The organism is Roseburia sp. AF20-18LB, from assembly GCF_003461185.1.
GTDB lineage: Bacteria > Bacillota > Clostridia > Lachnospirales > Lachnospiraceae > Roseburia_C > Roseburia_C amylophila.
Genome location: NZ_QTWP01000001.1, coordinates 561408 through 575293, shown reverse-complemented (window position 1 = coordinate 575293; position 13886 = coordinate 561408). Strand labels below are relative to the sequence as shown.

At 40.3% G+C, this 13886-nt stretch carries 11 protein-coding genes; all 11 read left to right on the top strand.

Annotated features, from left to right (window positions below; translation table 11 throughout):
- The first annotated feature begins 176 nt into the window (after positions 1-176).
- The 11 genes from DWX65_RS02820 to DWX65_RS02770 all read left to right on the top strand — a co-directional run bounded on the left by DWX65_RS02820 (position 177) and on the right by DWX65_RS02770 (position 13754).
- Positions 177-1247, top strand: coding sequence for a PucR family transcriptional regulator (locus DWX65_RS02820; RefSeq protein WP_117946668.1), 1071 nt, complete (start codon positions 177-179; stop codon positions 1245-1247).
- A 307-nt stretch (positions 1248-1554) separates the two neighbouring features.
- Positions 1555-6129, top strand: coding sequence for an alpha-amylase family glycosyl hydrolase (locus DWX65_RS02815; protein WP_242997787.1), 4575 nt, complete (start codon positions 1555-1557; stop codon positions 6127-6129).
- 254 nt (positions 6130-6383) lie between these two features.
- The gene (nifS, locus tag DWX65_RS02810; RefSeq protein WP_117946666.1) at positions 6384-7562 is read left to right on the top strand and encodes a cysteine desulfurase NifS; all 1179 of its coding nucleotides are present in this window, start codon (positions 6384-6386) and stop codon (positions 7560-7562) included.
- A gap of 24 nt (positions 7563-7586) precedes the next feature.
- A complete protein-coding gene (gene nifU / locus DWX65_RS02805; protein WP_022242477.1) occupies positions 7587-8024 on the top strand; it encodes a Fe-S cluster assembly scaffold protein NifU in 438 nt (145 codons plus the stop codon).
- Between the two features lie 78 nt (positions 8025-8102).
- Positions 8103-8537, top strand: a complete 435-nt coding sequence (locus tag DWX65_RS02800; protein WP_117698181.1) for an RrF2 family transcriptional regulator — start codon at positions 8103-8105, stop codon at positions 8535-8537.
- A 154-nt stretch (positions 8538-8691) separates the two neighbouring features.
- The gene (gene cysK / locus DWX65_RS02795; protein WP_118172750.1) at positions 8692-9624 is read left to right on the top strand and encodes a cysteine synthase A; all 933 of its coding nucleotides are present in this window, start codon (positions 8692-8694) and stop codon (positions 9622-9624) included.
- Positions 9625-9698: 74 nt separating this feature from the next.
- On the top strand, positions 9699-11006 hold the full coding sequence (locus tag DWX65_RS02790; protein ID WP_022242480.1) for an O-acetylhomoserine aminocarboxypropyltransferase/cysteine synthase family protein: 1308 nt from the start codon (positions 9699-9701) through the stop codon (positions 11004-11006).
- Positions 11007-11086: 80 nt separating this feature from the next.
- Complete coding sequence (locus tag DWX65_RS02785; protein ID WP_118172749.1) at positions 11087-11917, top strand: delta-lactam-biosynthetic de-N-acetylase; 831 nt, start codon at positions 11087-11089, stop codon at positions 11915-11917.
- 83 nt (positions 11918-12000) lie between these two features.
- The gene (locus DWX65_RS02780; RefSeq protein ID WP_118172748.1) at positions 12001-12366 is read left to right on the top strand and encodes a CidA/LrgA family protein; all 366 of its coding nucleotides are present in this window, start codon (positions 12001-12003) and stop codon (positions 12364-12366) included.
- Positions 12359-13051, top strand: a complete 693-nt coding sequence (locus DWX65_RS02775; protein WP_118172747.1) for an LrgB family protein — start codon at positions 12359-12361, stop codon at positions 13049-13051. The genes DWX65_RS02780 and DWX65_RS02775 overlap by 8 nt, the downstream gene beginning before the upstream one ends.
- 46 nt (positions 13052-13097) lie before the next feature.
- The gene (locus DWX65_RS02770) at positions 13098-13754 is read left to right on the top strand and encodes a FadR/GntR family transcriptional regulator (protein WP_118172746.1); all 657 of its coding nucleotides are present in this window, start codon (positions 13098-13100) and stop codon (positions 13752-13754) included.
- Positions 13755-13886 lie beyond the last annotated feature (132 nt).

Here is a 13886-nt window from a genome sequence, read left to right as displayed (position 1 = left end):
ACTTTACAGGAAAGTAATTTCCTGTAAAGTAAAACACGCTCCGCGAGGATGCGCACTGCGGCGTATAAGGTAGATGTCGCAAGCGACCGCCGCAGGCGCGAGAATGTGCCAAGGCACATTCTTTGTTCTCAGTAAAAGTCTTTTCTCACATTATATATAAGTAAGGAGTGCGCAGAATGCTTTCAAATCATAAGCTACAGACAACATTAGAAGAAATCAGTGATATATCCAAAATCGGACTTGCCCTTTATGACGAAAACGGGAAGCAGGTTGCAGCAACATTTCAGATTGAAACAGATATGCGTGCAGAGGTTGTGAATTTTGCAGCATCCATGGCAGAAAGCCAGATGTTGACGGGCTATCATTTCTTTAAAGTAATTGCAGAACAGGAAGTAGAATATATTCTTCTGGCACGTTCCACTAATGATGAAGCATATATGGTGGGAAGACTTGCAGTATGCCAGATTCGGAATCTGATTGCCTCTAACCGGGAACAGTCGGATAAGAACAATTTTATGCAGAATATCCTTCTTGGAAATATGCTGGTTGTAGATATGTATAATAAAGCAAAGAAGCTGCATATTGAGCAGGCAAAGCGTCTGGTTTATGTCATAGAAGTGGATGGCAGAAAAGATTCTGTTATTGTAGAAATGGTGAAGAATCTTTTTGCAGACCGCAACCGGGATTTTGTGACAGAGTTAGACGAGCAGAACATTATCCTGATTAAGGATGCAACAGATTTGAAAACAGAAGAGGAAACACTGAATCTGGCGAAAACAATTGTAGACAATCTGCATGCAGAAGCGATGGTGCGTGTCCGCGTGGGTTATGGCAATACGGTAAATACCCTGCAGGATATTGCCAAATCTTATCAGGAAGCCAAGATGGCACTGGAAGTAGGAAGAATCTTTAATGTAGAAGAGGAAACCATTTCCTACGGAAAGCTTGGCATCGGCAGACTGATTTACCAGCTTCCGATGAGCCTTTGCGAAATGTTTATCAAAGAGATTTTTGGTGAGCGGAATATTGATTTAGATGATGAAACGATGGTGACAATCCAGAAATTTTTTGAGAACAGCCTGAATATTTCAGAAACAGCAAGGCAGCTATACATCCACCGGAATACGCTGGTATACCGTTTAGAACGTCTGGAAAAGATGATTGGACTTGATATCCGCAAATTCGAGGATGCCATGACTTTTAAGATTGCCATGATGGTCATTGCACATATGGATTACCAGAATTAGCTGCCAGGTTTTGCAGAACCATGAAAATTCAATTATGTAAATTATATGGGACAGTACCAATCGGTGCTGTCCTTTTTTCGAAAAAATTATCATGCGGAAATTGTGTAAAATGAATTGTAAAAATGAGCTTCAATACAGAAATTAGTTAAAATGCACAAAAAAGAATTTCTTTTTTAGTTTATTTGCGGATAGCGAAAGTAAAAAAATTAGAATATAATTAATTATCGAAAAACTGCGAAAACGTATTCAGAGGGAAAACGTAATCGCAGGAAAATATAAAATGAAACGACGAAAAGGAGAGGGAAAGATGAGAAAGTTAAAAGAACGCTTTCACAGGAAACATGGTATTGTAAGCAGAATCTTCAGTATGATACTTGCACTTGCCATGATTGTGACCATGGTTCCGGCAATCGGTGGTGCAACCACTGCATATGCTGCGAGCCCGACAATCCGGTTGTACCTGGACAAACCAAGTACATGGAATACACCGGTTGTCAATGTCTGGGCTGCCGGTGCTACGGTAGATAACCATGGCGCAGGGAATGCCGCCATTTCACAATGGGGGAATCAGGAAAAACCAAAGCTTGCATATGAGGAAAGTTCTGGACTCTATTATGTAGATGTACAGAGCAGTGAGTGGACAGGTTTTCAGTTTGTTGATGCAGGTTCTACTGAGAAGGCTGCACCGGAGATAAAGACAGAAGGAGCTGCAATTGAGCAGATTAAGACTTTTACTTCTGATACAAGCATTTATTGTTTATTGGATGATAAGGGAAAATATCAGTGGTATAAGGATTCTTCAAAGAATGAAACATTGATTCCAGAGTCTGTACCAACAGAATGTGATCTGACTATTAATTATAAGAGCACATTAGGCAATGATGTTGCTGCATATATATATCATGAGACCAATAAGCCGGCAGGTGAATGGCCGGGAAAAACCATGACTGCAGCAGAAGGTCATGAAGGCTGGTATACAATGCATCTGACATTAGATAACAGCACAGATTATGATCTCATTTTAAATGATGATGGACATGGAAACCAGTTAGACGGAGTAACACTTTCTACAAAAGGAAAGGCAGAAGCAGAGTACTGGTTCGATGGTTCTTTGTCAGAGACAAAACCTGCTGATTGGAAATATGTTACAACCATTCATTATCTTGCATCAGGAATGGGAAGCACTATTTACAATCATATGTGGGGAGCAGATGCCTCTGCAACAGGAGCCGGTGTTGGAAAAGAATGGCCGGGCGGACAGATTTCAGAAAATGCTGACCATTCAGGATGGTATGATGTAGTATATACACAGGATGTAAAACAGAATTTCAGCTGCATTTTCAATAATAACAGTGGGGCACAGACGGATAATATTGATGTCTCTGTAACATCAACAAGTACTGAGCTCTGGGTTACCGGAACCAAAGCTGGTGGTGATACAACTGTATATAAAACAGCACCGGACAGCTGGGAGGCACCGGTTCCAGACCATACATTTACAATGTATTATTACAATGAAGATTTATCAACAGACACAGACATGGGAAAAGTTGATATGTGGATGTGGAATGCCGGATTAAATGGATCATATGTTTTTGATGAAACAGAATATGATGCTGCAAATAATGTGACATGGTTTAAAAAGACCATTACAGTTGCCGGCAGTAATGTGGGAAAAACAGTAGGATTAAAGGCACGTTATGACATAACACAGGGATGGGATGGCGGCTCTGATACCGCAGACCGTTCTTTTACAATAAGCGGTGATGAGAATGAAGTATTATATTATGTGGATGGTTCAGATCCGGTTCATGAGAAGCCTGTAATCGTACCAATGGAAAAGAGATACCTTGTATTGGATTATGAGAATCCAGGATTAAAAGAAAAAGGAATTACACCACAGTTCTATACATGGTCATCAGGATATGCTTCAGCATTAACCGATTTTACATACGTAGGTGGAGATAAATGGACAATAACAATTCCAGCAAAACCATCCTGTACAAAGGTTGATTTTTGTATCGCATTAGATTCAACAGTTGATCCGTGGATTAAAGATGGTGGAGACCATTCCGTTACATTCCCTTCTGACCAGAAGGTTATATACGCCAGCATGAAAGCCGGCAGTGAGCCGGAAATTGCTATGCCATATAATACTGGCTATGAAGTAGATGCAGAAAATCAACAGGTATCATATTACTATCGTGATGATGCTGCATTTGTAGATGGCACCTTAAAGGATATGACTGTAGCTGTTGACGTAAACGGAACAGAGTATCCAATGACATACAATGATACAACAAAGCGTTTTGAGTATGTAAAGAGTGGTTTAACAGATGGCAAAACACATTATCGTTACAAAGCAAATGGAACTTATGCTGTAGATGCATTCAATTCAAACAGCGAAAAGTACAATAATGCAGATTACTCATATTTTGAATACTATAAATTAAATGCAACAGTTACAGCAGAAGTTATGAATAAATCCTTTAACTACAACGAAAATGATGTTGTTAAGTTTAAGGTTGAACAGGATAGTTCAGATACGAAAACATTAGAAGTAGCTAGTGCTAGTATCGATGTTTCTTCCCTTGGCGGAAGCAATGCAATGCCGATTGAACCGGAATTGCAGGCAGTTACCATTTCTGCTACAACAGATACAACATTAGGAATTAAGACATTACCAATTACTGTAACAGACCAGTACGGTAATAAATTCAGTACTACAGTGGATGTTGAAATTACAGACCGTGTGAAGGAAAACAAAAATGATTTCGACTGGGATGAATCTGTTGTCTACTTTATGGTGACAGACCGTTTCTTTGATGGTAATGAATCTAATAATACAGCAAGTGGTGCAGATACATATGGAGACAATCCGGGACTGTATCATGGTGGAGATTTTGCAGGTGTAACAGCTAAGTTAGATTACTTACAGGATTTAGGTGTAAATACAATCTGGATTACACCAATAGTAGAGAATGTGAAAGGTGTAGCTGTAACAGATGAAGGTTCAGAAGATGTTCCTTATAATGCAGCATACCATGGATACTGGGCAAGTGATTTTACAAAATTGAATCCTACACTTGGTACAACAGAAGAATTTGAAACTATGATTAGCGAAGCACATAATCGTGGCATGCGTATTATGGTTGATATTGTTGTAAACCATGCCGGATATGGTACAGAATCAACATTTGCTGATATGCTAAGGGATAAGAGTGTCAGTGAAGGCGATATTAAATCATGGCAGTCTGGCTTGCCGGATTTTGCAACAGAGAAGGCAGATGTCAGAGCAAAATTAGTAGAATGGCAGACATCATGGATGAAGGATTATGGTGTTGACTATTTCCGTGTAGATACAGTAAAGCATGTTGACAGCACAACATGGGCAGCACTTAAAAATTCTACAACAGAAGTAAATCCGTCTTTCAAGATGATTGGAGAATATTATGGTGCTGGATATGCAGCAAATGGTAATACCTTAGGTAGTGGCCAGATGGATGCAGACCTTGATTTCGATTTTAATGATCAGGCAACAAGCTTTGTCAGTGGTAATATTTCTTCTGTAGAAAGTTTCCTTTCTGCAAGAAATTCTGCACTTAATAACACATACATGACAGGTCAGTTCTTAAGCAGTCATGATGAAGATGGATTTAAGGCTGCCTTAATGAAAGGAAAAGGATATACCGAGGATGAGGCAACATCAGCAGCGTTAGTTGCAGCTACCTTACAGCTTACTGCAAAGGGTATTCCGGTGATCTATTATGGTGAAGAAGTTGGTTTAAGTGGATTAAATAATTATCCATACCAGACTAATAGATATGACATGGATTTCTCACTGGCAACAGAGGACAATGTCACATATCAGCATTATAAGAATCTGCTGAGCATCCGTAATGCATACACAGATGTATTTGCAAGAGGAAGCAGAAAGGTTGTGGCAAGTTCTGATGAGGAAGGCTATGATGTAGTTTCAAGATCCTATGGAGGAACAACCTTATATGTTGGTATGAATATCAAGGATACCGCAAAAGAAGTAAAAGTTCCGGTTAATGCAAATGCAGGAAATACAGTTGTAAATCTTTATGATGGTAAAACATATACTGTTTCTTCTGATAAGACAGTAACAGTTACCATTCCGGCAGCAAAGGATGGCGGTACTGTAGTGCTGAGAGCAGATAAAAAGATTAATCTTGACATTACTGTTCCGGGTAAAGATTTCCAGGAAGTAATTGATACCATTGATGCTGTGGGAGATACAGCAAAGATTAATGTTACAATGCCAGATACCACAAAAGTTCCGGCAGAAGTATTCAATGGTATGATTGGAAAAGATATTACCATTACCTTCAAGCTGAACGACAACGTAAGCTGGATTGTAAACGGAAAGAACATTGTAAGTAAATTAAAAGATGCAATAGACCTCGGTGTAACCGTAGGTAAGAGCAGCATTCCGGCTGATAAGATTAAAGCATTAGCTGGAGACAACAAGACCATTGAACTTTCACTGGCACATGACGGAGCATTTGGATTTGATGCTACACTTCGTGTCAACGTTGGTGCAGAGAACAGTGGAAAATATGCAAACCTTTACTATTATAATGAAAAGACCGGAGCATTAGAATATGTTCAGGCTGTAAAGGTAAATGCAGACGGAACCGTTGATTTCAAATTCTCACATGCATCTGAGTATGTTATTGTACTTAGCAATACAGATATGAAACCAGCAGCATCTACAACTCCGAATGCAACACCTGTTGTAACAGCAGAGAAGCAGGTTAAGACAGGAGATAATACTCCGATTGCATGCATGGTAGTATTGTTATTCGTTGCAGGAGCAGCGGTAGTTGTACTTTACAGAAGACGTAAAAGAGTCTAAGCAGAGCAAAACTGCAAACAGGAGAGTTTAGTTTTTATAATGTATATCGTCTGAAATAAGAGGATAGATGGAAAGGGCAGCGAAAGCTGCCCTTTCCCCTTTTAACCCTCTTGGATAAATAAAAGTACAAAAGGAATAAATCCAGGCAGAAGATTGACATACTATTCTTAAGGTGTTATTCTTAGTTCCGACTGAATTACTTGGAAATAGGACGAAAATAGCTGATAAAGCAAATTGATAAAGGAGGAAAACCGATGGAATTAATCTATCTGGACAATGCGGCAACAACAAGAACGGACGAGCGGGTAGTGGAGGCAATGCTTCCTTATTTTACCCAGTATTATGGAAATGCATCTACCATTTATGCATTAGGTGAGGAAAGCCGCAAGGCAGTAACAAGGGCCAGAGATATTATTGCAGCAGGAATCGGTGCGAAACCGGAAGAAATATATTTTACGGCAGGTGGAAGTGAATCTGATAACTGGGCACTGAAAGCAACAGCAGAAGCTTATAAAGAAAAAGGAAAACATATCATCACCAGTAAGATTGAGCATCATGCAATTCTTCATACCTGTGAATGGTTGGAAAGACAGGGCTTTGAGGTGACTTATCTTGATGTGGATGAGAATGGACGCATCAATCCGGCAGATGTGGAAGCAGCAATCCGTCCGGATACCATTCTGATTTCTATTATGTTTGCCAACAATGAGATTGGCACCATCGAGCCGATTGCAGAGATTGGTGCAATTGCCAAGGCACATGGAGTTTTATTCCATACTGATGCAGTACAGGCATTTGGTCAGGAGCCAATCCAGGTAGATGAAATGAATATTGATATGTTAAGCAGCAGTGGCCATAAATTAAATGGACCAAAGGGAATCGGTTTCCTCTATATCAGAAAAGGTGTAAAAATCCGCTCCTTTGTACATGGTGGTGCACAGGAGAGAAAGAGAAGAGCTGGAACGGAAAATGTACCGGGAATCGTAGGCTTCGGTAAAGCTGCAGAACTGGCATTTGCTTCCATGGAAGAGCGTACTGCAAGAGAAAGAGAATTGAGAGATTATATGATTTCCCGTTTTGAAAAGGAAATCCCATATGTGAAAATCAATGGAGACAGAGAGCATCGTCTTGCCAATAATGTCAATGCATGCTTCCGTTTTGTGGAGGGAGAATCCATGCTGATTATGTTAGATATGAAGGGGATTTGTGCATCCTCCGGTTCAGCATGTACTTCCGGTTCCTTAGACCCGTCTCATGTATTGCTGGCAATTGGTCTGCCACATGAGATTGCACATGGCTCACTCCGCCTGACTTTAGGCGCAGATACCACCAAAGAGCAGATTGACACCACGGTAGACGCAATCAAAGAGATTGTTGCACATTTACGCAGCATGTCACCGTTATACGAAGATTTTGTAAAGAACCAGCAGTAATAGAGAAGAAAAGGAGTAACGATTATGTATAGTGAAAAAGTTATGGATCATTTTCAGAATCCGAGAAATGTAGGGGAGATTGAAAATGCCAGCGGAGTAGGAACAGTAGGAAATGCAAAATGCGGTGATATCATGCGAATCTATCTTGATATTGATGATAATGGTGTGATTCAGGACTGTAAGTTTAAGACCTTTGGCTGTGGTGCTGCAGTTGCAACCAGCAGTATGGCAACAGAACTGGTAAAGGGAAAGACCGTACAGGAAGCATTACTTGTAACCAATAAAGCAGTAATGGAAGCATTAGACGGACTTCCACCGGTTAAAGTGCATTGTTCCCTTCTGGCAGAAGAAGGTATTCATGCTGCACTTTGGGATTATGCTGAGAAGAATGGCATTGTCATTGAAGGCTTAAAGAAGCCGAAGAACGACATCTCTGAGGGTGAAGAAGAGGAAGAATATTAAAAACAACATATACCTATTGACATAGTAGGAAAAAAGGAATATACTGTACCCATAGACAAATAGAAATGGAGGTACAGTATGAAGATTTCAACAAAGGGACGTTATGCTGTCCGACTTCTTCTTGATATAGCAATGAATGATGAAGTTGAACCGGTACGTCTTAAAGATGTTGCGGAACGTCAGGATATTTCCATGAAATACTTGGAACAGATTATTTCTACACTGGTACGGGCAGGGTTTGTTAAGAGCATCAGAGGCCCCCAGGGAGGATATCGTTTATCAAAGACACCGAAGGAATATACGATAGGGATGATATTACGTCAGGTAGAAGGAAGTCTTGCACCGGTATCGTGTCTTGAGGATGATGTGAACACCTGTGAGCGTCAGTCAGAATGTGTAACACTTCGTATCTGGAAAGAATTAAACGATGCGATTAAGAGTGTAGTAGACAAGTATACGTTAGAGGATTTGATGGAATGGCAGCAGGATATCAGCAGCGATTATGTCATTTAAATGGACGAGGTCGATGTGTACCAATGAAACAAAATATTTTAAATAATTTATTTGAAAAAAGTCTTGACAATTGGTACACATCGTTTTATATTATATTTAATCCATATCAAACAGATAGGAAAAATATGAATTTAGGGAAAAGGAGATTATTATCATGGCAAACATTTATAAAGGAACATTAGGACTGATTGGAAATACACCATTAATCGAGGCAGTTAATTTAGAAAAGGCATATAACTTAGAAGCAAAATTACTTTTCAAACTGGAATATTTCAATCCGGCAGGAAGTGTAAAGGACCGTATTGCAAAAGCAATGATTGAAGATGCAGAAGTAAAAGGACAGTTAAAAGAAGGTTCTGTTATCATCGAGCCGACATCCGGAAATACAGGAATTGGTCTTGCAGCACTCGCAGCAGCCAAGGGATACCGTATCATTCTTACTATGCCGGAATCCATGAGTGTTGAACGTAGAAACATCTTAAAGGCTTACGGTGCAGAAATTGTTCTGACAGAAGCAAGCAAAGGAATGAAAGGTGCAATTGCAAAAGCGGATGAACTTGCAAAAGAGATTCCAAACAGCTTTATCCCTGGACAGTTTGTAAACCCTGCGAATCCAAAAGTACACAAAGAGACAACAGGACCGGAAATCTGGAAAGATACGGACGGAGCAGTAGACATCTTCGTAGCAGGAGTTGGTACAGGTGGAACCGTAACAGGAACCGGTGAATACTTAAAAGAACAGAAAGCAGATGTTAAAGTTGTAGCAGTAGAACCGGCATCTTCACCGGTATTATCCGAAGGAAAGAGTGGAGCACACAAGATACAGGGTATCGGTGCCGGATTTGTGCCAGATGTATTAAACACCAAAGTATATGATGAGGTATTTCCGGTAGAGAACGAAGATGCTTTCCGTGTTGCAAAAGAAATCGCACACAAAGAGGGTGTATTAGTAGGAATTTCTTCCGGAGCAGCAGCTTATGCAGCAATTGAACTGGCAAAGAGACCTGAAAATAAAGGAAAAACAATTGTAGCTTTATTACCGGACAATGGAGACAGATATTATTCAACAGCTTTATTTACAGAGTAATTTGCAGTAGAATGGAAAAAATCTGATGTAACATCAGAGTGACAGAAATAAATAACAGAACGGAGAAAAAGAAGATGAGCACAAAGAAAAGCAGAGCAGAACGTAATTTAAAATTTGAAACTTTACAGTTACATGTAGGACAGGAAAATCCGGATCCGGTGACAGATGCAAGAGCAGTACCTATTTATCAGACATCATCCTATGTATTCCGCAACAGCGACCATGCGGAAGCAAGATTTGGCCTTGCAGATGCAGGAAATATTTATGGAAGACTTACGAATCCGACAGAAGATGTATTTGAGAAGAGAATTGCAGCATTAGAGGGTGGAGTTGCAGCGTTGGCAGTAGCATCCGGAGCAGCAGCAATTACTTATACGATTGAAAATCTTGCACAGAATGGTGACCATATTGTAGCTGCAAAGAATATCTATGGTGGTTCTTATAACCTGTTGGAGCATACACTTCCACAGTACGGCATTACAACAACCTTTGTTGAGCCGGAGCCGGAAGCATTTGAAGCAGCAATCAAAGACAATACAAAAGCATTATATATTGAGACATTAGGAAATCCTAACTCAGACGTAGCTGATATTGAAGCCATCGCAAAAGTAGCACATGCACACAAGATTCCATTAGTCGTAGATAACACTTTTGCAACACCTTATCTGGTTCGTCCGATTGAGTATGGCGCAGACATCGTGGTACATTCTGCAACAAAATTCATTGGTGGACACGGAACAACAATTGGTGGAGTTATCGTAGACAGCGGAAAATTTGACTGGGAGGCAAGTGGAAAATTTGCATCTTTAACTGAGCCAAATCCAAGTTATCATGGCATCAGCTTTACCAAGGCAGTAGGACCGGCAGCATTTGTAACCAAGATTCGTGCAATCTTACTCCGTGATACCGGAGCAACTTTATCTCCGTTCCATGCATTTATCTTCTTACAGGGATTAGAGACATTATCCTTAAGAGTAGAACGTCATGTACAGAATGCATTGAAGGTAGTAGAGTTCTTAAATAACCATCCACAGGTGGAGCGTGTAAATCATCCTGCAGTAAGTACAGATCCAAAGCAGCAGGAATTATATAAGAAATACTTCCCGAATGGTGGCGGTTCTATCTTTACCTTTGAAATCAAAGGTGATGACAGAAAGGCAAAAGATTTCATCGACAATCTGGAAATCTTCTCCTTACTGGCAAATGTTGCAGATGTAAAATCTCTGGTGATTCATCCAGCATCAACCACGCATTCCCAGCTTAGTGCAGAAGAATTAGAAGAGCAGGGAATCAAACCGAATACCATCCGCCTTTCTATCGGAACAGAAAATATCGACGATATTATTGAAGACTTAGAGGAAGCATTCAAGGCAGTAGAGTAAATGACTGAAAGAACTAAAATGAAAAGCATGAGATAAAAGAAGTCTCATATACTTTAGAAAGAGTATATGAGGCTTTTTTTATGAAAAAATGGAAAAGGATACTGGCAGTGGCGGTAATGCTGGCATTGGTATTTTGTGCAGGCCGTGGGAGCGCAGTGCTGGTAAAAAACTGGCAGAATGGTGGCTTACTGGGAGTAAATGCAGTGGCATCTACAACAGAGAACTGGGGACTTGGATTTGGTGAATCGGGGACACAGCCAACCGGAAATGCCACACCGGAAGAATTGCGGAAATATAATACATATTTTATTGGTAATGGCGATGATAAGGTGATTTACCTGACCTTTGACTGCGGCTATGAGAATGGAAATACGGAGAAGATACTGGAAGCATTGAAAAAGCATGATGTAAAGGCGACCTTCTTTGTAGTAGGGCATTTCTTAGAGACCAGTCCGGATCTGGTAAGGAAAATGGTGGAAGAAGGTCATACCGTAGGAAACCATACTTATCATCATCCGGATATGTCAGAAATTGCAGATGTATCGTCATTTCAAAAGGAAGTTGAAGATGTCAAGTTACTTTATGAAGAGATTACAGACAAGGAGATGGTTAAATTTTACCGGCCGCCTCAGGGGAAATACAGTGAATCAAATCTGAAAATGGCAAAAGAATTAGGTTATTATACTTTTTTCTGGAGTCTTGCCTATGTGGACTGGGATCCGGATAATCAGCCAACAAAAGAAGAGGCCTTTGAAAAACTCACCGGACGTATTCATCCGGGAGCTGTTGTGCTGCTGCACAATACTTCAAAGACCAATGGTGAAATATTAGATGAACTACTTACAAAGTGGGAAGAGATGGGCTACCATTTTGGTACTCTGGATGAGTTAATCGCTGGTTCTAATTCTTAGAAAAAATTCTTAAATAAAACTTGTCTTTTTACTTCTTTTGTATTATACTCTTTGATTGGTAATACCAATCGGAGGATTTAGAAATGAAGTATTTTAGACAGTTTTTTTTAATTCTGGCAATTTCTTTTGCTGGAGAAATTCTGCATATGGTGCTGCCATTACCGGTTCCTGCAAGCATTTACGGACTGGTGTTAATGCTGCTTGCTCTGGTAACGGGTATCGTTAAGATAGAACAGGTGAAGGACACTGCGATATTCTTAATTGAAATTATGCCGGTGATGTTTATTCCGGCAGCAGTAGGACTTCTGGACTCCTGGAGCGTTCTGCGTCCGACTATTGTGCCGGTGATTGTCATTACAGTACTTACGACGATTATTGTTATGGCTGTGACCGGAAGAGTGACGCAGCATGTGATACGAAAGGGAAGGGAGAAAGAAGAAAATGAATAATTTTGCAGGAGATACCCTTTTCTTTGGTGTAGTGATCAGTCTCATTGGATATGAAATCGGAGCGCTGTTAAAGCGCAAATTAAAGCTGGCACTGTTTAATCCGCTTTTGATTTCTATTATTTTTGTTATTGCTGTATTAAGTGTATGCAGGATTGACTATGACAGTTATTATGAAGGTGCAAAGTATTTAAGCTACCTTTTAACCCCAGCAACGGTATGCCTTGCTGTTCCATTGTATGAGCAGCTGGAATTGTTAAAGAAACATAAAAGTGCCATTGCAGCAGGAATTATATCCGGTGTCATTGCAAGTATGGGAAGTGTGCTTCTTTTTGCGGTGATATTTCATCTGAATCATGAGGAATATGTAACCCTTCTGCCAAAATCCATTACCACAGCAATTGGAATGGGAGTATCTGAAGAACTTGGAGGAATCGTAACGATTACGGTGGCAGTAATTATCATTACCGGAGTCTTGGGAAATATGATTGCAGAAGTGGTATGCCGTGTATTTCATATAGAAGAGCCGGTGGCAAAAGGACTGGCACTCGGTACTTCCGCCCATGCAATCGGAACCGCCCGGGCCATGGAAATGGGAGAAGTAGAAGGAGCAATGAGCAGCCTTGCCATTGCAGTAGCAGGACTTCTGACAGTAGCAGCAGCAACTGTATTTGCTAATTTTTATTGATGTATTTATGATACAATATTTTTGCAAGGGATGAAAGGAGATTCAGATGAAGGACAGAGAGTATAAGAGGGTAATGGCATTCGTAAAAGATGGAATACGGAGTGGGGAGTTTCAGGTAGGCAGCAAGCTGCCAACAGAACGTGAAATGGCAGAAACACTTGGTATGTCACGTCCATCTATCCGGGAAGCATTAAAGAGTATGGAGAATATCGGATTGATTGAAAGCCAGCAGGGCTCCGGCAATTATATCTGCTGCAACATGGAAAAAAGCCTTTCAGAAGTAATTAATATGATGCTGCTATTGCAGCAGATAGATAAGGATGAGCTTGCAGAGGCACGCTGCCTTTTAGAACATGCGATAGGTCTTCTGGCAGCTAAAAACATGAGTAAACAGGATATTGTGGAGTTAAAAGCACTGGCAGAATCTATGCAGAATGCTGACCAGCAGAGAAGTTATGAGATTGACCGGGAGTTCCATCAGAAATTAATATTAGGTTCCGGCAACCGCTTCATGATTGCGATTATGCAGGTATTTTCTGAAATTTATAAGGAAAGTATCCGAAAAGGCTGGGAAAATGCAGATGCAGAAAAATTTGAAAAAATGTGGAAGCTTCATGTACAGATTGCAGAAGCAATTGAAACGGGAGACCAGAGAAAAATCGATGCTGCCGTACAGGCACATTATGATATTATTCATAAGTAAAATGATGGTAAAAAAATGCCCGGCAGTGGTTCCTTTTTAGATGAGTCTGAAAAGAACCGCCGCCGGGTATTTTACATGAGTAGCGAGAAAAATCGCATGCCTGCATATGCAGATTTGGCGAGCACCGCGATA